At 35.5% G+C, this 19,780-nt stretch carries 17 protein-coding genes; all 17 read left to right on the top strand.

The window, feature by feature from the left end; genetic code table 11:
- The 17 genes from ACSVH5_RS10900 (at nucleotide 1) to ACSVH5_RS10820 (ending at nucleotide 19,756) form a co-directional block, all read left to right on the top strand.
- Nucleotides 1-1,437 (top strand): MBOAT family O-acyltransferase, encoded by a 1,437-nt coding sequence (locus tag ACSVH5_RS10900; protein WP_438061468.1) that lies wholly within the window; start codon nucleotides 1-3, stop codon nucleotides 1,435-1,437.
- Nucleotides 1,437-2,333: a hypothetical protein gene (locus tag ACSVH5_RS10895; protein WP_438061467.1), complete on the top strand. Its 897-nt coding sequence runs from the start codon at nucleotides 1,437-1,439 to the stop codon at nucleotides 2,331-2,333. The genes ACSVH5_RS10900 and ACSVH5_RS10895 overlap by 1 nt, the downstream gene beginning before the upstream one ends.
- Entirely contained in the window at nucleotides 2,330-3,487 is a 1,158-nt protein-coding gene (locus ACSVH5_RS10890; protein ID WP_438061466.1) for a cytidylyltransferase domain-containing protein, read from the top strand. The genes ACSVH5_RS10895 and ACSVH5_RS10890 overlap by 4 nt, the downstream gene beginning before the upstream one ends.
- The gene (locus tag ACSVH5_RS10885) at nucleotides 3,474-4,358 is read left to right on the top strand and encodes an N-acetylneuraminate synthase family protein (protein WP_438061465.1); all 885 of its coding nucleotides are present in this window, start codon (nucleotides 3,474-3,476) and stop codon (nucleotides 4,356-4,358) included. The genes ACSVH5_RS10890 and ACSVH5_RS10885 overlap by 14 nt, the downstream gene beginning before the upstream one ends.
- Nucleotide 4,359: 1 nt before the next feature.
- Complete coding sequence (locus tag ACSVH5_RS10880; protein WP_438061464.1) at nucleotides 4,360-5,187, top strand: polysaccharide pyruvyl transferase family protein; 828 nt, start codon at nucleotides 4,360-4,362, stop codon at nucleotides 5,185-5,187.
- Between the two features lie 386 nt (nucleotides 5,188-5,573).
- Nucleotides 5,574-6,974 carry a UDP-glycosyltransferase gene (locus ACSVH5_RS10875; protein ID WP_438061463.1) on the top strand — a complete coding sequence of 467 codons (1,401 nt, stop codon included), beginning with the start codon at nucleotides 5,574-5,576 and terminating at the stop codon, nucleotides 6,972-6,974.
- A gap of 116 nt (nucleotides 6,975-7,090) precedes the next feature.
- Nucleotides 7,091-8,524: an MBOAT family O-acyltransferase gene (locus ACSVH5_RS10870; RefSeq protein ID WP_438061462.1), complete on the top strand. Its 1,434-nt coding sequence runs from the start codon at nucleotides 7,091-7,093 to the stop codon at nucleotides 8,522-8,524.
- Nucleotides 8,525-9,012: 488 nt separating this feature from the next.
- Nucleotides 9,013-9,345 carry a GIY-YIG nuclease family protein gene (locus ACSVH5_RS10865; protein WP_438061461.1) on the top strand — a complete coding sequence of 111 codons (333 nt, stop codon included), beginning with the start codon at nucleotides 9,013-9,015 and terminating at the stop codon, nucleotides 9,343-9,345.
- A 407-nt stretch (nucleotides 9,346-9,752) separates the two neighbouring features.
- Complete coding sequence (locus ACSVH5_RS10860) at nucleotides 9,753-10,631, top strand: hypothetical protein (protein ID WP_438061460.1); 879 nt, start codon at nucleotides 9,753-9,755, stop codon at nucleotides 10,629-10,631.
- 62 nt (nucleotides 10,632-10,693) lie between these two features.
- Nucleotides 10,694-11,842, top strand: a complete 1,149-nt coding sequence (locus ACSVH5_RS10855) for a glycosyltransferase family 4 protein (protein ID WP_438061459.1) — start codon at nucleotides 10,694-10,696, stop codon at nucleotides 11,840-11,842.
- Nucleotides 11,842-13,389 carry a glycosyltransferase family 2 protein gene (locus ACSVH5_RS10850; RefSeq protein WP_438061458.1) on the top strand — a complete coding sequence of 516 codons (1,548 nt, stop codon included), beginning with the start codon at nucleotides 11,842-11,844 and terminating at the stop codon, nucleotides 13,387-13,389. The genes ACSVH5_RS10855 and ACSVH5_RS10850 overlap by 1 nt, the downstream gene beginning before the upstream one ends.
- Nucleotides 13,379-14,377 carry a glycosyltransferase family 2 protein gene (locus ACSVH5_RS10845; RefSeq protein WP_438061457.1) on the top strand — a complete coding sequence of 333 codons (999 nt, stop codon included), beginning with the start codon at nucleotides 13,379-13,381 and terminating at the stop codon, nucleotides 14,375-14,377. The genes ACSVH5_RS10850 and ACSVH5_RS10845 overlap by 11 nt, the downstream gene beginning before the upstream one ends.
- Entirely contained in the window at nucleotides 14,377-15,183 is an 807-nt protein-coding gene (locus ACSVH5_RS10840) for a class I SAM-dependent methyltransferase (RefSeq protein WP_438061456.1), read from the top strand. The genes ACSVH5_RS10845 and ACSVH5_RS10840 overlap by 1 nt, the downstream gene beginning before the upstream one ends.
- Nucleotides 15,184-15,189: 6 nt before the next feature.
- Entirely contained in the window at nucleotides 15,190-16,314 is a 1,125-nt protein-coding gene (locus tag ACSVH5_RS10835) for a glycosyltransferase (RefSeq protein WP_438061455.1), read from the top strand.
- Between the two features lie 41 nt (nucleotides 16,315-16,355).
- Nucleotides 16,356-17,426: a glycosyltransferase gene (locus tag ACSVH5_RS10830; RefSeq protein WP_438061454.1), complete on the top strand. Its 1,071-nt coding sequence runs from the start codon at nucleotides 16,356-16,358 to the stop codon at nucleotides 17,424-17,426.
- Nucleotide 17,427: 1 nt separating this feature from the next.
- Nucleotides 17,428-18,768, top strand: coding sequence for an O-antigen ligase family protein (locus ACSVH5_RS10825; protein WP_438061453.1), 1,341 nt, complete (start codon nucleotides 17,428-17,430; stop codon nucleotides 18,766-18,768).
- Complete coding sequence (locus tag ACSVH5_RS10820; protein ID WP_438061452.1) at nucleotides 18,740-19,756, top strand: glycosyltransferase family 4 protein; 1,017 nt, start codon at nucleotides 18,740-18,742, stop codon at nucleotides 19,754-19,756. Before ACSVH5_RS10825 ends, ACSVH5_RS10820 begins: the two co-directional genes overlap by 29 nt.
- Nucleotides 19,757-19,780 lie beyond the last annotated feature (24 nt).

Below are 19,780 nucleotides of genomic sequence, written 5' to 3'. Positions count from 1 at the left end.
ATGTTATTCAATTCCTTTACTTTTGCTTGTTTTTTTCCGTTGGTTTTTATTTTGTATTGGTTGTTATATAAAAAGGACTTGAAATGGCAAAATGGTTTGCTAATAGTAGCAAGCTATTTTTTTTATGCCTCATGGAATTGGAAATTTTTATTTTTATTAATTTTTTCCACTGGATTGGATTATACAGCCGGAATACAAATAGAAAAAAGTAGTTCTGAAAAAAGTAGAAATTTTTGGTTTTGGTTGAGTATTTTAATCAATTTAGGTTTTTTAGGGGTATTTAAATATTATAATTTCTTTGCCGATTCGCTAATACAGCTCTTCCAATCTTTTGGTGTTACGATACATCTTTCTACTTTGCAGGTGTTGCTTCCTGTTGGCATTTCCTTTTATACATTCCATGGTTTGTCGTATGTGATTGACATATATAAGCGAAGAATTTCTGCTGAACATGATTTTGTAGTATATAGTTTATTTGTTTCGTATTTTCCTTTATTAGTTGCCGGACCTATTGAACGTGCTACCCACTTACTACCTCAGTTAAAAAAGAAAAGAGTTTTTAGTTATGCACAAGGGGTTTCGGGCTTACGTCAGATTTTGTGGGGTTTGTTTAAAAAAATTGTCATCGCCGATACTTGCGCACGTTATGCAAATCCGATTTTTAATCAAGCTGATGACTATTCAGGAAGTACTTTGTTTATAGGGGCTTTATTTTTTACATTTCAAATTTATGGTGATTTTTCGGGGTATTCCGATATTGCTTTGGGAACGTCTAGATTGTTAGGTATTGAATTACTTAAAAATTTTTCCTTCCCTTATTTTTCAAGAGATATAGCCGAGTTTTGGCGTCGTTGGCATATTTCGCTGTCTTCATGGTTTAAAGATTATTTATACATCCCTTTAGGCGGTAGTAAAGGCGGGAAGTGGATGCAAGTTCGGAATACGTTTATCATTTTTTTGGTAAGTGGTTTTTGGCATGGTGCCAATTGGACATTTGTTTTTTGGGGATTTTTAAACGCAGTATATTTTCTCCCTTTATTACTTACCAATAAAAACAGATCGAATTTGGAAATTGTGGCTAATAATTCTGTATTTCCTACTTTAAGTGAATTTATAGCAATGGCGGTAACTTTTATATTAACTGTTTTTGCTTGGATATTTTTTAGAGCAGAATCTTTGCCAGTTGCTTTTCAGTTAATACAAGGTATTTTTTCTAGTAGTTTTTTTCAACTTCCATTAATTCGTCCTACATATCTCATAGTTTTAATTCTTTTTTTTGTAAGTATTGAATGGTTTGGCAGAAGAGGTAATTTTGCATTAGAGCATTTTTTAGGAAATCGTTCTAGAATTTTGCGATGGAGTTTCTATTTATTCCTTTTAGTATTATTGTTTCTGTTTCAAAGTGAGCCAGAGATTTTTATTTATTTTCAATTTTAATGAAAAAATTAATCACACATATACTCCTATTCTGTTCGTGTTTTTTGATTTTGGATGCCTGTTATTATTTTGTGCTTCAAAAAATTCCAGCTAAACAGCCCGATCGTCGTTTAGAACAATTAATCAAAGGCGAAATTCAAGCCGATGTATTGATCTTAGGATCTTCAAGAGCAGCTCATAATATTTTGGCAGAGGATTTATCGAATTTGACGAAACAGAAAGCTTTTAATTTAGGTTTTAGAGGTACAAGTGTTGATTTTCATCTTCAACTTTTGCAATGGTATTTAGCGCATAACGCTGTTCCTAAAACAATAATTTATACAGCAGATGTTCCTTTTATGTTTGATCGTGATGTTTTGAAATATAGAACCGATTTGTTACTTCCTTTCGTTTGTTATCAAGAATATTGCAATGTTTTAATAGAGAAAGGAGCATTGTCAAAATTGGCTCTCGTATTAAATTTTGCTAAAAGTAATTTTAACACGGTTTTTGTCACTCCTAAAGTAACTATTGAAAATTATACAACAAAGCTAGGATCAAATCCAATTCCAGTAGAACTGTATAAAGGCAATGGGGAACATTTTATAGCAGATAAAAATATAGTAATGGATAATAAGATGATTAAAGCATTTAAACAGTTGCAAGATTTATGTGTTCAAATGCATATTGAATTGCTAGTCGTAATTCCTCCAAATAATAAACCATTAAATTCTAATTTTATTAAAATATTAAAAAAACAGTGTTTTGAATCAACATTATTGTATACTTATTCATCAAATTTCAAAACCTCTAAAAATCATTATTTTTACGATGTTTCGCATTTAAATGTGTTAGGAGCAAAAAAATTCACAAATGAAATTGGTAATTTCATACTTTTAAAACAAAAAAAATCATGAAAAAAATAGCCATTTTGCCTTTACGTAAAGGCTCCAAAAGTATTCCGGGCAAAAACAAAAAGAAAATGGTAGGGCGTCCCTTGTTTTCGTGGGTACTCACTGAGGCTGTTTTTTCGGATTTGGATGCGGTGTATGTGTTTACAGACGATGAGGACATTTTGGCTTTTATTGCCAAAGAATACTATTGGACCTCTAAAGTAAAAGGGTTATTGCGAAGTGATCAAAACGCGACTGATACCGCTTCAACAGAAAATGCCATGAAAGAGTTTGCTGAATATATTAACTACGATTTCGATATTTTATGTTTGTTGCAAGCGACCTCACCCTTAACCACAGCAAAGGACATTAATGCTACTTTAAACCAAATTGAAATGGAGGGAAAAACAGCCGCATTAACGGTGGTCAATACCCATCGTTTTACATGGAATACAGATGGAACCCCTCAAAATTATGATGTGTTTCAAAGGCCTCGACGTCAAGATTTCGAAGGATTATTGATTGAAAATGGGGCCGTGTATGCCACCACAAAAAAAGCCTTTGAAGCAACCCATAATCGGGTTAGCGGAAACATTGGGTTGGTAAAAATGGTGGAAGAATCGTTAGTAGAAATCGATACCCCAGCCGATTGGAACATTGCTGAAGCTTTATTGATAAGTCGTTTGAAAAAGAGTAAAGGACACCAAAGAATTGAATATTTAGTGTTAGATGTAGATGGAGTTTTTACCAACGGGAACGTTTGGTACGGCGAAAAAGGCGAATTGGCCAAAACCTTCGATATGCGCGATGGAATGGGGTTAGAAATCATTCGTCAAAACCAAGTGGAGGTGATTGTAATGACTTCCGAGAATTCAGACTTAGTAGCGCAACGGATGAAAAAACTACAAATCAAAGAGACCTATTTAGGGGTAAAAGATAAATATTCTTTTTTAAAGCAATTGATGTTAGCTAAAAAGAGTAGTTTTGCCGCGGTGGCCTATATTGGGGATGATGTCAATGATTTAGCAAACATCTGTAGTGTAGGATGGTCTTTCGCCCCAGCGAATGCTACAGCAATGGTGAAACAACACGCCGATTATGTACTAACCCATGAGGCCGCTTCAGGAGCCATAAGAGAAGCATGTGAAAAAATTATAACCTACAATGAACGTTATTAAAAATTACAACAAGCCTTTTGTGATTGCCGAAATTGGTTGCAATCACAAAGGAGATATGGCTATAGCCAAAGAAATGATTCGCATGGCCAAAATTTATGCTAATGCGGATTCAGTAAAATTTCAAAAACGGAACAATAAGGAATTGCTGACCGAATCCCAATACAAAGCAGCGCATCCCAACCCAAGTAATGCATACGGTGACACCTATGGGGCACATCGCGAATTTTTAGAATTTGATGTAGAGCAACACGCGGAATTAAAAGCCTATTGTCAGGAAATTGGTATTGTATATGCTTCTTCGGTTTGGGACACTACTTCAGCCAAAGAAATTGCTTCGTTGAACCCTGAGTATATTAAAATACCCTCAGCCTGTAATAACAATTACGAAATGTTAACGTGGTTGTGTGATAATTATAAAGGGGAAATTCATATTTCTACTGGAATGACTACCAAAAATGAGACGGAGAATTTGGTGAATTTCTTTATCACAAAAGGAAGAAACCAAGATTTGGTAGTTTACAATTGTACCTCAGGCTATCCAGTGCCATTTGAAGATGTTTGTTTATTAGACATTACCTTATTAATCCAAAAATACGGAGATAAAGTAAAGCATATTGGTTTTTCAGGCCATCATTTAGGGATAGCAGTCGATATGGCAGCCTATACTCTGGGGGCTTCTATTATCGAACGACATTATACATTGGACAGGACTTGGAAAGGGACAGATCATGCGGCTTCACTAGAGCCTGAAGGCTTACGCAAATTATGTCGCGATCTAAAAGCAGTACACAAAGCTTTATCATACAAAAATCAAGATATTCTGCCCATCGAACAAGTACAGCGTGACAAACTAAAATACCAAAAAGGATAGGATGTTTAAAAACAGGCTTCGATTATTTTGGTGGAATGAGAAAATCATCCAAGGCAAATCCAAAGAAAATTATGGGGATGCTTTGGGGAAGTATTTGGTAGAAAAAATTTCAGGTAAAAAAGTTGTTTTTGCATGGCCTAAAAAATTTTCATTTTTCGATTTTATTGCCCCTATTCATGTAACCATTGGCAGCATTTTGACCAATGTTAATCACAAATGCATCGTTTGGGGGAGTGGGATTATTACTAAAACGACCCCGATAAAAAAGGCTACTTTCTTGGCAGTAAGAGGTCCTCAAACCCGTAAGTACTTATTGGCTTTAGGTTTCGACGTGCCCGAAGTATACGGTGATCCCGCCTTATTGTTGCCTAGATATTATAATCCCAAAATAGAGAAAAAATTCAAATATGGTATTGTACCCCATTATAACGATTACAAAGTGGTGGTGCAATGGTTTAAAAACAGCTCCGATATCCAATTAATCGATATCATGACCAACGATATCGAATCCAAAACCATTGAATTTTTGCAGTGCGAACGGATTATTTCTTCCTCATTACATGGGATTATTGTTGCACATTCTTATGGTATTCCCGCCGTATGGCAAAAATTTTCAGATCAAGTTTTTGGCGACGATATCAAATTCCAGGATTATATGGAATCCGTTCAAATTCCTTTTTATCAAACTAATATAAAAACAGAAGCCTATACAGATGAGGAAATGCATAATTTGTTTACTCAATTTGTTGCCTTACCCAATCCACAAATTATAGAGGATTTGAGAAATGGATTAATGGAGGTTTGCCCTTTTCAGAAAAGTGAGTGGTAGTACTGAAATACAAATAGGGTGTTTTAGTTGCTGGAAATTAGAATAGTATCTAGATTTCATTCCAAAACTGTGCAAATTGAAAATGTCATTTTCAATTTGCACAGTTTTGCCAAAAAGGCCACCTAAAGTCATATAGACATTGGGATTGTGTTTTTTATTTTTTTATTGTTTTTCAAAATTTTTTAGTTAAAAAAAAGACTGAATGAATGTATTCGACCTATTCATAGTTAAATTTTATGTAAATTGAAAGTTTCTTACAAAAAGTAGGCTCCATACAAAAGGAAAACATTGTCCCAATCTTGTGATACAATAAATAAAGTTCGATATCGAATACTCGATTTTTTGTTTGAAAGACTATATTTGCGTTTCTTTAACAGCATTGGTATATGACAAAAAAGGCATTTATTTTTTTACCGGATGGTGTAGGCTTACGTAATTTTGCTTTAACTAAATTCAATGCAATTGGTACAGCCTTAGGGTTTGAAATTGTGTATTGGAACAACACCCCTTTTAAAATAAAAGAGGAATTAGGCTTTGAAGAAGTGCTAATTGAAAACAAAAAATTACATCCTTTAACAACGGTCTATACCCGTGCTCGCAAAAGAGCTGAATTAAATGTTTTTGATAAAAAATTTAACGAAACGGTATACAATACTTATAATTTTCCACAATCTTATAAGGGATTAAAAAATTTAATTAAAAGTATAAATGTCGATTTTTTAGTAGCTACAAATTCTACTGAAAAAGGTTTGGAAAGCATTCGAACCAAAATAAAAAAAATAGAGCGAAGTACTTCCAAATATGAGTATTGTAAAAAACAATTATTAGAACACCAACCAGATATTGTTTTTTGTACCAATCCACGACCCACACAAGCGATTGCACCCATTTTAGCAGCACAAGATCTAGGTATCCCAACAGCCACCTTTATTTTTTCTTGGGATAATTTGCCTAAAGCGACAACACTTATTGAACCTGATTTCTATTTGGTGTGGAGCAATTATATGAAAAATGAATTACTTCAATATTGTCCGTATGTAAAGCCTGAGCAAGTTTTTGTGACTGGTACACCGCAATTTGAAAGCCATTTTGATAGGAGTTTATTGCAGTCTAAAGCAGCATTTTATAAGTCACATCAGTTAGATTTAGCAAAAAAATACATTTGTTTTTCGGGTGATGATATCGTTACTTCTCCTTTAGATCAATATTATTTAGAAGATTTAGCAATGGCTGTTCGAGATTTAAATAATCAAGGTTACAACTTGGGTATTATTTACAGAAAATGCCCAGTCGATTTTACCGATAGATATGATGCAATTTTAAAGCAATATCAAGATGTGGTGGTGTCTATTGATCCATTATGGCGCCCTGTTGGAACCGCTTGGAACGAAATTATGCCAACCAAAGAAGATTTTGCTTTGCAAGCCAATATTTGCGAACATACAGAGTTTGTTGGAAATATTGCATCATCTATGGTGTTTGATTTTGTAGCCCATAACAAACCGTGTTTGTTTTTTAACTATGAGCAACCTCAGTTAAAAAAAGGAATTCGTGATATTGGACAAAATTATAAATACATTCATTTTCGGTCCATGCCTTCAAAGGAAGCTGCTTTATTTGTTGAGGATAAAAAAGAATTATTTCCTGTTATTAAAGGAATTATAGATGGAAAATTATCTAATGTGCCACAAGGAAAAAAATGGTTTGAAGTTGTAGTGGGGTCATCTCCTACAACAGCTTCTCAACGCATTTGGAAAGCCATAAAAACTATCATTTCTAAAGAATAATGCGTTTCTTTGCAAAGCAAAAATCAATTCAAATCAAGACTACTACATTATCTGTAATTTACCCAATGAATTAGTGGAAATTAGTGTAATTAGTGTTAGTTTTTTTACTTTAAAATATGTTTTTCAATTCCTTGGCTTTTGCCATTTTTCTGCCCTTGGTGTTTTTTTTATACTGGTTTGTTTTCAATAAAACCAAAAATACACAAAACGCTTTACTGATATTGGCCAGTTATTACTTTTATTCCTGCTGGGATTGGCGTTTTTTATTCCTATTGGTGTTTTCTACTTTTTTGGATTATTATACCGGTATCCGAATTGAAAAAAGTACCCATGACAAAGGACGAAAGTTTTGGTTTTGGCTCAGTATTATTGTTAACTTAGGATTTTTAGGGGTTTTTAAATACTTCAATTTTTTTGCTGTTTCCTTTGCTCAATTGTTCACTTCCTTTGGATTCCAAGTGAGCCCTTTTGTGTTAGACGTGATTCTTCCTGTTGGCATTTCTTTTTATACGTTTCATGGCTTATCCTATGTGATTGATATTTATTATAAACGCATAAAAGCCGAATACAATTTTGTGGATTACTCTTTGTTTGTGAGTTATTTTCCCTTGTTGGTGGCAGGACCTATTGAAAGAGCCACCCATTTGTTGCCACAGGTCAAAGTACAACGAAGCTTCGATTTGGAAAAGGCAAAAGAAGGACTGGCCCAATTTGTTTGGGGATTGGTCAAAAAAGTAGTCATTGCAGATACTTGTGCTACTTATGCGAATGCCGTTTTTGATAATTATCCCTCGATGAATGCATTGTCTTTGGTTTTGGGCGCTATTTATTTTGCCTTTCAAATTTATGGCGATTTTTCAGGCTATTCGGATATGGCCTTAGGGATGTCAAAGCTCTTTGGTATTGATTTATTGAAAAACTTCAATTATCCCTATTTCTCGAGAGACATTGCCGAATTCTGGAGGCGCTGGCACATTTCATTGTCCTCTTGGTTCAGGGATTATTTATATATTCCGCTTGGAGGCAGTCAAGGTGGAATGTGGTTCAAAATTCGCAATACCTTCATTATTTTCTTGGTGAGTGGTTTTTGGCACGGCGCTAATTGGACGTATGTAGTTTGGGGATTGTTAAATGCCATTTATTTTCTGCCTTTATTGGTGTTACAAAAAAACAGAAACAATACTGGTCCTGTAGTAGTTAACTTTGATTGGAAGGGATTACAAACTATTAGCAACATCTTGATTACTTTTCTTTTAAGTACTATTGCTTGGGTCTTTTTTAGAGCAAAATCCATAACTGATGCGGTTTTGTATTTAAGGCAAATGCTTAGTAACGGGGATTTTAGTTCGCAATATTTGACTAACGAACGCTATAACTACGAAATACTCCTTTTAATTGGTGCTTTTGTAGTGGTAGAATGGAACAACAGAAACAGAGTAGAGCCTTTATCAGGACGCTTTAGTCTTCTTAAATTTGGTGTAGCTGTTGCGGCTATTATGGCTTTAGGGACTTTTTCAGATTATAAGGAGTTTATTTATTTTCAGTTTTAAGGGCCTCGACTGCGCTCGACCTGACAGTTTGAGTCGAGAGGTTTAGATGTCACATCGAGCGCAGTCGAGATTGTTGTTATAAAGGAAAATTGCTGTTTAAAAGGGTCTCGACTGCGCTCGACCTGACAAGGTGAGTTGAGATATATAGTTGTCAAATCGAGCGCATTCGAGATTGTTTGGAAACGGACTTTTGATTGCTAAAACAAAAAATAGTGTTTGAGCAATTGTCAAATCGAGCGCAGTCGAGATTGTTTGGAAAGGGATATTTCTTTGCTAAAACAAAAAATAGTGTTAGGGCAATTGTCAAATCGAGCGCAGTCGAGATTGTTTGGAAAGGGATATTTCTTTACTAAAACAAAAAATAGTGTTAGGGCAATTGTCAAATCGAGTGCAATCGAGATTGTTTGTTTGTAAATAAAATTTCTTGTTATGAGAGGGTCTCGACTGCACTCGACCTGACAGTTGAGGTTATTTTTTAGAGATAAATTATGAAATTCTACTATGTTTATATTTTGTGTTGTAAAGATGATTCACTTTATGTTGGGATCACTTCTGATATCGATAGGAGGTTAATGGAACATAATGCTGGTAAATATCCAGGAGCTTACATACATTCTAGAAGACCAGTAAAATTGGTTTTTTATCAAGAATTTATGGATCCTAATCAGGCAATTGAGTTTGAGAAAAAAATTAAGAAGTGGAGTAGATTAAAAAAGCAAGCTTTGATTGATGGCAATTTTGATAGGTTGCAAAATTTATCAGAATGTAGAAATGCTACTCATTATAAATATGATCCTAATAAGGATGAAGAGTTTGGGTAATGGGTCTCGACTGCGCTCGACCTGACAGCGTGAGTTGAGAGGTTTAGATGTCAAATCGAGCGCAGTCGAGATTGTTTGGAAAGGGATATTTCTTTACTAAAACAAAAAATAGTGTTAGGGCAATTGTCAAATCGAGCGCAGTCGAGATTGTTTGGAAAGGGATATTTCTTTGCTAAAACAAAAATAGTGTTTGAGCAATTGTCAAATCGAGCGCAGTCGAGATTGTTTGGAAAGGTATATTTCTTTGCTAAAACAAAAAATAGTGTTTGAGCAATTGTCAAATCGAGCGCAGTCGAGATTGTTTGTTTGTAAATTAAATTTCTTGTTATGAAAGGGTCTCGACTGCACTCGGCCTGACAGAGAGCATCAAAATATATTAGGAATAAAATATAAGTACAAAAAAAAAAATGAAACATTTTTTGCGATATACATTAAAAATACTACTACTCACAGTACTTATCGCTGTAGTATTGGATTTTGGCTACACTAAAGTTTTTTTGCAATCCTCGAATAGAGGGAAAATTGAAAAAGTCTTCAATTCCAAAGACGAAAAGTATGATGTGGTCATTTTAGGGTCATCAAGGGCGAACAATCATTTTGTGGCCCAAATGTTCGAAGACAAAGGGTTGAAAACGTTTAATTATGGGATGAGTGGCGGGCATTTGTTTGAAGCTTCGTTATTATTGAAATTGATGATAGAGCGCAACTACCAAATTAAAAACGTCATTTTAGAAGCCGATTTGAATTTGTCCAACGACCATCAAGCGGAAGGGATATCAGCGAAGTTCTTGCCATTCCTCCACGAATCCGAAACCATAAGAAACCATTTTGAAAAGGAAAGTGACTTTACAGAGCTCTATTATATTCCATTTTACCGTTATGTAAAGTACGATGCCAAAATTGGAGTGCGGGAGGTTTTCTTTACTTCGATTGGGAAAAAAACATCTCATCTAGACAACAAAGGCTACTATCCTCTAGGGAAAAAACCGAATGCCAACATGAAAAATAATATTGCGAATTTGAATCCTTTACCCAAGAATCCCTATTATTATGAAATTAAGGAACTTTGTGAACAAAAAGGCATTACATTTATTGCAGTCATGACTCCAATGTGTGAAAACACAAAAGGAATGGATTATTTTGACAAAGTGAAAAAATTGTATCCAGAAATTCATAATTATGAAGAGGTAATAAAAGAAGATCGTTACTTTTCGTCTTGTGGACATCTAAATGATGCTGGTGCGAGATTGTTTACCGCTAGAATTTTAAAGGATTTTTTTAATTAATTGAGTTAACCCTTTCAGCGTTCAAAACTCTGAAAAGGTTAAAAACAAAAAAATAGCAGATCATGCACATCGCTTTCTTAACCCCTGAATATCCGCATCCTCGTGTGTTGCATGCAGCAGGAATTGGTACTAGTATCAAAAACTTGGTGGAGGCTTTAGTTACAAAAGGAGTACAAGTTTCTGTTTTTGTTTACGGGCAAAGTGAAGGGGCTGTTTTTGAGGATAAAGGAGTTACCATTCATTTATTAAAAAATAGAAAGTATAAAGTTTTTGGTTGGTATTGGCATCGAAAGTTTATTCAAAACTACCTCAACTCACATATAGTTTCAGAAAAAATTGATTTGGTCGAGGCACCCGATTGGACGGGCATCACTGCTTTTATGCATCTGAAAGCACCTTTGGTCATGCGTTTTCATGGCAGTGACACCTATTTTTGTCATTTGGAGAAAAGAAAACAAAAAGTTAAAAATAGAGTGTTTGAAACATTAGCGGTTTGGCAAGCTAAAGGATATATCGCTCCAACAAGATTTGCAGGCGAAGTTTCTGCGACCTTATTTGGCTTAGATAAAAGACAAATAAAAACGATACATTATGGTTTGGATTTGACACAATTTGACTCTATTTTTCCAAGACGTTTTGAAAAAGGATTGCTTTTATACATAGGGACGATTATTCGAAAAAAAGGGGTGTTAGAGCTACCTGGAATTTTTAATAAAGTGAGAGCAGTAATTCCAGAAGCTCGTTTGGTACTTATTGGAAGTGATGCTGCCGATATTCAAACGCAATCTTCATCCACTTGGGAGTTACTGCAAAAAGAATTTACAGAGGATGATTTAAAGCAAGTGTCGTATTTAGGAAAGATGCCTTATGCTAAGGTACAAGAGTATATTCGAAAAGCCAATGTATGTGCATTTCCTACCTTTGCTGAAACGCTCGGAATGGTAACGATTGAAGCTATGGCCCTACATAAAGCAGTAGTGAATAGTAATATTGGTTGGTCACAAGAATTGATTATAGATGGTGAAAGTGGTTTTTTAATTCACCCTACAAGCCATGCAGAGTTTGCTAAAAGTATAGTAACACTATTAAACGATCAGGGTCTTTGTGAAAAAATGGGTAATGCAGCGAGACAAAGAGTGGAAACTGTTTTTGATATCCAGCAAATTGCACAAGAGAATATTGAGTTTTATAAATCTATAATTAGTAAATAGTGATTGTTATCTATCACAATAATAGGCAAGTTACTCGGGTTGTATCGGATAATCTAGAAGTAATTGATTTTGATGGTTCAAAGTCAATAGCTTCGGTGCTGATGCAAATAGCCCTGCGATTTCCTGATAAAAAAGTAGCTTGGTGCTATGAAAATTTTGAGAAGTTCGTGAACTGGAACGTATTTTCAAAGGTTATGCATCATGATAAAATTATGGTATCCTATACCCCTTCTCCTTCCCTTTATTTAGGAAATAAAATAGGGTATGTAGAAGAGTCTCCTTTTATAAATGTGAATAAAAAGGTGTGCTATCCCACTTGGCAAATGAGTAGTGCAGTCGGAGTGATTCACGCCTCTGTGGTACTACGATTTAAAGGAAAAATTAAGGAGAGCCGTAATTTTGATTATTTTTTAAATAGTATGGCGAAATTGGGTATGCCATTGGGGTTGTTCTGTTATTCGGAGCCTAAATTATTTAAGACTTTTCCCGAATACTATCAACCCAAAGCAACTATTTACACCCTTTTTCAATTCGTATACCAACATTATAAAACGAGATGGTTGTTTTTATTGTTGTTCAATTTGATGGTATACGAAAAACGATTGCCGATTTTTGCTTTTTTGAAGGCACTGTTGTATAAAAAGAGAAATAATAGGGCAATTTCTTTGGACAGTATTGTTGTCCAATCTAGTAAAGAAGTGGTGCATGAAGCTACAATTGATGTAATTATTCCGACTATAGGAAGAAAGAACTACTTGTATGATGTACTAAAGGATTTATCACAACAGACACATTTGCCCAAGCACGTAATCATTGTAGAGCAAAATCCGGTCGAAGGAAGTAACTCTGAATTGGATTATTTAAATAATGAAAACTGGCCCTTCAAAATCAAACATACTTTTACGCATCAAGCGGGAGCTTGTAATGCGAGAAATTTGGCTTTGGCAAAGGTGGAAAGCGAGTGGGTGTTTTTAAATGATGATGACAATAGGTTTGAAAAAGACTTGATAAAAAAAATTATAGAGAATATCAAAAAGTATGGTGAAAAATGTATCACAACATCTTACATACAGCCCCACGAAAAATTACAGCATTTTAGTATTCATCAAACAGGGATCTTTGGTTCTGGATGCAGTTTTGTGAAATCAGAAGTATTACATCAAGTTTCATTTGATAATGCTTTAGAGTTTGGATATGGAGAAGACACTGACTTTGGATTACAAATTAGGAATACGGGGGCAGATGTCATTTATTTCCCAAATCCAAGCATTACTCATCTGAAGGCCCCTATGGGAGGGTTTAGATCCAAGCCTGTGCTACAGTGGCATAAGGAAGTTATACAACCGAAACCTTCACCAACAATTATGTATGTTAAGCAAAAATGCGATACCAAAGAGCAGATTTTAGGCTATAAAACGGTTTTGTTTCTAAAATTTTATAGCCATCAAAATATAAAGAACCCTTTTCGGTATTATACACTTTTCCAATCACAATGGAAAATAAGTGTGTATTGGGCTAAACTTTTAAAACAGCAAAATGAAATTTAGTTTAATCATCTGCACCTATCTGCGTCCCAAACCTTTGTTGCAATTGTTGCAATCGGTTCAGCAACAAACCTTGTATCCCGATGAAATTCTCATAATTGATGGGTCTACTAATGAGGCCACTCAAGTTGTTTTAGAGCAAAATCATTTTCAAAATGTACATTATTTTTTAGTACCCAAAGAACATAGAGGATTGACCAAGCAACGCAATTTTGGTATCGCTAGAGTTGGAACAGCAATAGAAATAGTTTGCTTTTTAGATGATGATACGGTTTTAGAAATGGATTATTTTGAGCAATTGGTTAAAACGTTTCAATCAGATGCAACGATATCAGGTGTTGGAGGAGTGGCGATTAATGAGAATAAATGGAAGGCTAAAGCAAATGGAAAATATTTCAATACTAAGCGCTATTATGAGTGGGAAGGCTATGTTTATAAAGAAGGACAACGGAATGTACTGCGCAATTATTTGGGGCTTCAATCTAATGAAGACCCCGGAAAGATGCCAAATTATTCCCATGGGCGCACCTGCGGATTTCCGTTGAATGGTAAAACATATGAAGTTGATTTATTGATAGGGATGTCTATGGCTTTTAGAAGAGGAGTTTTTGATCAAATTCAATTTTCTTCCTATTTTGAGGGATATGGTTTGTACGAAGATGCTGATTTTAGCATAAGAGCTTTACAATTTGGAAAAAATGTTATCAATACAAAAGTACAATTAAACCATTTTCATCATCCTTCTGGCCGTCCCAATCAATACCATTATGGCAAAATGGTAGTACGCAATGGTTGGTATGTTTGGCGGGTAAAAAATCCCAAACCTCTCTGTAAAGATCGATTGAAATGGCATGCGATTACTTTGTTGTTGACTTTCATTCGATTTAGTAATACCTTTACTTCCAACCAACGCAAAGCAGCTTTTACCGAGGCTTGTGGAAGAACTGTAGGGTGGTGGAGTTTGCTATTTAATAAACCAAAAGAGAAGTAATGAAAACAATTGAATCAACAGTAGCAATAAATAAAAAGCAGGCTGAATTTTACAATACCAAAAAGAAAAATTGGATCACTCAAATTTGGTCTAAATTTAGAAATGGTACTTTGAATAGCATCAAAAAAGCAGTTGGGATACAAGATCAGGCTTATCTAAAACACAAAGAATGGTTTGGTGATTTGAGTTCGAAAAGAGTTTTAGATTTAGGATGTTTTTCTGGGAATTATTGGTCAATGTACTTGGCTGAACATTCAAAATTATACATTGGAGTTGATTTGAGTGATGTGGCTATTGAGAATTTGCGTCAACGGTTAATCAATTTTCCTAATGCTAGTGCTTTAGCTATCGATTTTTTGTCATCAGAATTTAAGGATAGGGATTTCGATTTAATTTATGCCTACGGTGTTTTGCATCACTTTGAAAATACAAAAATCATAATTGATAGGCTCAATGAAAAATTAGCTCCAAAAGGACAAATTATAAGCTATGATCCTTTACAAACAAGTTTACCCATAAAGATAATCCGATGGTTATATCGTCCTTTTCAATCTGATGCTGAATGGGAATGGCCTTTTACAAAAGAAGTGTATTATCAGTATGCAAAGGCTTTTACTGTTATTGAAAGGCATGGGCTTTTGGGTAAATCAAAATGGATGACTTTGCTTTCCATGTTGCCTTTTTCTAAAGAGTGGAAAGCAAAATTAGGACAAAAGTGGCACAAAGAGGATTGGGAAAAATCTAGCACCTCCAATTCTGTATTGTTTAGTTGTATGCACTTAACTATGCTAATGCAAAAAAGATAACTTGAAATGAAATTCGCCATCATCACTCATGTCTTACACAAAAAGCAAAACAATCAGTATTTTGCATACGCACCTTATGTAAGAGAAATGAATGTTTGGTCGCAATTTGTAACACAGCTACTAATTGTTGCAGCGGTTGAAGAACAAGAACCTACAGCTATAGACTGCGCTTATCATCATAAAGAAATCGTCTTTATTCCTGTAGATGCTATAGATGTCTTGACTTGGAAGTCAAGAATAACGACTTTTTTTAAATTACCAGGAATTACTTGGCAAATTTTCAAAGCCATGTACCAAGCCGATCACATTCATTTGCGATGCCCAGGCAATATTGGTTTGTTGGGATGTTTGGTACAAATTGTGTTTCCTTTCAAAGCCAAAACGGCGAAATATGCCGGTAACTGGGATCCAAAAGCCAAGCAGCCTTGGAGTTATCGTTTGCAAAAATGGCTCTTAAGTAATACCTTCCTGACACGAAATATGCAAGTGATGGTGTATGGGGAATGGGAGGGGAGTTCGAAAAATAGCAAACCCTTTTTTACAGCGACCTATCGGGAAACCGAAAAAGCACCGCTAAAACCACTCACTTTTGCTACGGCTATCCGCTTTGTTTTTGTTGGAACTTTATCTAAAGGAAAACGCCCGTTATATGCTATAACTTTGGTTGAGGCCTTATTGAAACAAGGGTGTGACGTTCAATTAGAATTGTATGGCGAAGGACCTGAAAGACTGGTATTGGACCAGTATATTGAGAAAAATCATTTGGGAAGTTGCATCACTTTGAAAGGCAATCAATCTCAAGAAAGCATCAAGACTGCTTATCAAAACAGTCATTTTGTGCTCTTGCCTTCTCAAAGCGAAGGTTGGCCCAAAGCCATTGCTGAGGGCATGTTTTGGGGCTGTGTTCCGCTAGCAACACCGGTTTCGTGTGTGCCTTTTATGCTGGACTATGGCAAAAGAGGGGTTGTTTTAACTACAGATTTAGAACAAGACGTTAAGCAAGTTTTGGCTATTTTGAAGGATGAGGTAGCTTTTTTGGAAAAAAGAAAGTTGGCCTCTGAGTGGTCCAGAAAATATACTTTGGATGTTTTTGAAAATGAAATAAAAAGAATAGTTTCCAGTTCTCAGTAAGTAGTCCTTAGTTTCTTATTCTAGTAAACCTAATACGTTATATGCGCATTCTCCAACTCATAGACTCCTTAGAAGCCGGTGGCGCCGAGCGAATGGCACTAAATTATGCCAATGCGCTTGGGGATGCCCTAGGGTTTTCGGCGCTAGTGGCTACACGAAAAGAAGGGGCTTTGTTAGCGCAAATCGATCCAAAAGTAACCTACCTATTTTTAAATAAAAAAAAGGTATTCGATTGTAGAGCCTTATGGCGTTTGCGTTCGTTTGTTTTGCAACAGAGCATAACCCATATCCATGCCCATAGCACTTCTTTTTTTACAGCGTTTCTATTAAAAATCTGTTGTCCCTCTCTAAAATTGATTTGGCATTATCATTATGGAGATAATAAAGCAATATCAAATAAAAGAATATTTATTTTTAAGGCTTTAATTCCATTTTTCAGCGGAGTAATTTCGGTGAATCAGAATTTAAAAAATTGGATTGAAAAGCAGTTGAAATCTAAAAATGTTATTTATTTACCCAATTTTATATGTATAACTAAAGAAGAATGTAAAACAGTTCTTAAGGGTATTGACGGTAAGAGAATACTTTTATTAGCCAATTTAAGACCAGATAAAAATCATTTTCTACTTTTAGAGGTAGCTCGTTTGCTCAAGGCTTCTCATCCGGATTGGACGTTTCATTTGGTGGGGAAAGATTTCGATGATGACTATTCACAAGCAATAAAACACAAGATAAAAGAATTCCAATTGGAAAATCAAGTATTTTTGTACGGTTCAAGAACGGATATTAATGGCATCTTGAGACAGAGTGCTATTGGGATTTTAACTTCTGTTTCAGAAGGGTTACCGGTCGCTTTGCTGGAATATGGGAGGCAACCGTTACCTGTAGTAGTGACAGCTGTTGGCGAATTGCCGAGTATCATAAATAATGGTGTCAATGGTTCGTTGGTGCCTTCTAATGATGCTGGATCTTTCTGTCAGGCTTTGATTGTTTTAATTTCGGATCCCTTAGTCAGAAATACGATGGCATTGGCTTTAGAACAAACGGTTGTAGAAGACTATGCTTCAAAAGGTGTTTTGCAAAAATATTTACAATGGTTAGCACAACTATAAAATGAAAAAGGAAGAGGTCATTTATCTTTATTTACTAGCCCTACACGCTTTATTTGGCTTTGTGTTTTTTTTATTTCCTTTTTTGAGTAAGGTGTATGGCATTGCGCTCTTGGTTTTTGGAATCTATTTTATTGTTCATTCTAAAAACAAACATAATGAAGCACTGCTTATGGCTGCTTATGCCGTCAGTGCCGAAATCATGCTTCGAATGACAGGAGGTACTTTTGTAAACGAATATGGGAAATACCTCGTCATCTTTTTTCTTTTTTTAGGGATGTTTTTTTCAGGCTTTTCAAGGAATTCTTGGATCTATTGGTTTTTTTTGTTTTTATTAGTGCCAAGTGTGGTACTTTCTACCCTAACCTTAGATATTACTACAGATGTTAAAAAAGCCATCGTTTTTAATATAACTGGCCCTCTTTGTTTGGGAATTTCGGCCATTTATTGCTTCAACAGAGCGCTTACTTTTCAACGCTTACTCGGAGTTATCACGGCTTTTTCATTGCCGTTGCTTTGTTTGGTAACCTATCTCTATTTTTACACCCCCAACATACAAGATGTAGTTACAGGGACGCAATCCAATTTTGAAACATCGGGTGGATTTGGCCCCAATCAAGTATCGACCATTTTGGGATTTGGGATCTTTATCTTTTTTGTGCAATTGATGCTCAACTCTTCTAATGGCCTACTTCAGCTAATCAATGGGGCTTTAGTGTTGGTATTTGCGTTCAGAGGCTTGGTAACCTTTTCTAGAGGGGGTGTTTATACTGGGTTAGCCATGGTGCTTTTGGTGTTGATTATTTTATATTTTCAAGCTAATTTTAAAACCAAACCTAAAATTGGAGGAATTATATTGTGCTCTTTTTTAGCCGGCCTAGCAGTTTGGAGCTATAGTTCGATAAAAACCAATGGTTTGCTAGACAAACGCTATGCCAATAAAGATGCTGCAGGTAGGGAAAAGCAAAGCCAACTTTCAGGAAGAGAAGTCTTAATAGAATCGGAATTGAAGATGTTTTATGAACATCCTTTGCTGGGTGTGGGAGTTGGAAAGAATAAAGAACTTAGAAGAAGTCAAACAGGAATAGATTTAGCCACCCACAATGAAATTACTCGAATGTTGGCCGAGCATGGTTCCCTTGGACTAATCTGTTTGTTGATTTTGATAGTCACGCCCCTTTATTTATTTACGATGGATAGGCAAAACCTTTTAGCACTCTCTTTTTTTATTTTTTGGTTGTTAACCATCAATCATGCTGCCATGCGATTATCGGCACCTGCTTTTGTGTATGCCTTGTCACTTTTAAAAATATATCGTGAAGCACCTACTCTACATAGGAAATAAGTTGGCCCACACAGGAGCAAATCCTACGGGTATAGATACTTTGGGACTGCTGTTGGAAGGTGAAGGCTACCGTTTGACTTATGCCTCAGGGTTTAAACATCCTTTGTGGCGTCTGCTACACATGATGTTCAGAACAGCATTTGTCAGAAAAGTTGATTTTGTTTTGATTGATACCTATAGCACCACCAATTTTTGGTATGCTTACTGGGTCAGTCAGCTGTGTCGACTTAGGAAGTTGAAGTATGTCCCAATTTTGCATGGAGGCAATTTACCCAAAAGATGGCAAACACACCCCAAAAGTTGTCAACGTATTTTCTATAAGGCCTATTGCAATGTTAGCCCTTCAGCCTATTTAAAAGAAATATTTGCCAAAAAAGGGTGCCCCAATCTAGTGGTAATTCCCAATCCAATTGAAATACAACAGTATAATTTTAAAGAAAGAAGTACGATACAACCCAAACTATTGTGGGTGCGCGCTTTTGCCGAAATCTATAATCCATTAATGGCCATTCGAGTGCTAGCCCAATTGGTTCAAGACTATCCAGAGGCTTCTCTTTGTATGGTTGGCCCTGATAAAGATGGAAGTCTTGAAAAAGCCAAAGCATTGGCCAAAAACTTAAAAGTAAACGTTCGTTTTACAGGGCAATTGTCAAAGAAAGAGTGGGTAAGGCTTGCGTCAGAATATGATTTTTTTCTAAACACCACCCATTTCGATAACCTTCCCGTAAGTGTCATTGAAGCGATGAGTTTAGGATTGGCCGTAATTTCCACTCGCGTGGGTGGAATCCCATTCTTGATAGAAGATAATCAAGAGGGAATCTTAGTAGGCGACAACGAGCTTGAAGCGATGGGCAAGGCCATTCAATTTTTATTAAAAAATCCATCGAAGCATCTTGAAATTACCAAAAAAGCAAGAAATAAAGCGGACTTGTTTCAATGGGAACTGCTGAAAGAAAAGTGGGCGGTTATTTTCAATTCTTCTGTTTAAGATTTTTAAAATTCAGTAACTTGC

It is taken from the genome of Flavobacterium sp. RSSA_27 (genome assembly GCF_051547125.1).
Lineage (GTDB): Bacteria > Bacteroidota > Bacteroidia > Flavobacteriales > Flavobacteriaceae > Flavobacterium.
The sequence above is the reverse complement of the archived record's forward strand: the minus strand, read 5'-3'. Positions and strand labels throughout refer to the sequence as shown.

What these genes read in the sequence shown, in the direction of transcription:
- ACSVH5_RS10845 (WP_438061457.1), top strand. Translation starts at nt 13,379, where the DNA reads ATGAAATTTAGTTTAATCATCTGCACCTATCTGCGTCCCAAACCTTTG.
- ACSVH5_RS10855 (WP_438061459.1), top strand. Translation starts at nt 10,694, where the DNA reads ATGCACATCGCTTTCTTAACCCCTGAATATCCGCATCCTCGTGTGTTG.
- ACSVH5_RS10870 (WP_438061462.1), top strand. Translation starts at nt 7,091, where the DNA reads ATGTTTTTCAATTCCTTGGCTTTTGCCATTTTTCTGCCCTTGGTGTTT.
- ACSVH5_RS10840 (WP_438061456.1), top strand. Translation starts at nt 14,377, where the DNA reads ATGAAAACAATTGAATCAACAGTAGCAATAAATAAAAAGCAGGCTGAA.
- ACSVH5_RS10835 (WP_438061455.1), top strand. Translation starts at nt 15,190, where the DNA reads ATGAAATTCGCCATCATCACTCATGTCTTACACAAAAAGCAAAACAAT.
- ACSVH5_RS10895 (WP_438061467.1), top strand. Translation starts at nt 1,437, where the DNA reads ATGAAAAAATTAATCACACATATACTCCTATTCTGTTCGTGTTTTTTG.
- ACSVH5_RS10900 (WP_438061468.1), top strand. Translation starts at nt 1, where the DNA reads ATGTTATTCAATTCCTTTACTTTTGCTTGTTTTTTTCCGTTGGTTTTT.
- ACSVH5_RS10830 (WP_438061454.1), top strand. Translation starts at nt 16,356, where the DNA reads ATGCGCATTCTCCAACTCATAGACTCCTTAGAAGCCGGTGGCGCCGAG.
- ACSVH5_RS10875 (WP_438061463.1), top strand. Translation starts at nt 5,574, where the DNA reads ATGACAAAAAAGGCATTTATTTTTTTACCGGATGGTGTAGGCTTACGT.
- ACSVH5_RS10860 (WP_438061460.1), top strand. Translation starts at nt 9,753, where the DNA reads ATGAAACATTTTTTGCGATATACATTAAAAATACTACTACTCACAGTA.
- ACSVH5_RS10865 (WP_438061461.1), top strand. Translation starts at nt 9,013, where the DNA reads ATGAAATTCTACTATGTTTATATTTTGTGTTGTAAAGATGATTCACTT.
- ACSVH5_RS10880 (WP_438061464.1), top strand. Translation starts at nt 4,360, where the DNA reads ATGTTTAAAAACAGGCTTCGATTATTTTGGTGGAATGAGAAAATCATC.
- ACSVH5_RS10890 (WP_438061466.1), top strand. Translation starts at nt 2,330, where the DNA reads ATGAAAAAAATAGCCATTTTGCCTTTACGTAAAGGCTCCAAAAGTATT.
- ACSVH5_RS10825 (WP_438061453.1), top strand. Translation starts at nt 17,428, where the DNA reads ATGAAAAAGGAAGAGGTCATTTATCTTTATTTACTAGCCCTACACGCT.
- ACSVH5_RS10885 (WP_438061465.1), top strand. Translation starts at nt 3,474, where the DNA reads ATGAACGTTATTAAAAATTACAACAAGCCTTTTGTGATTGCCGAAATT.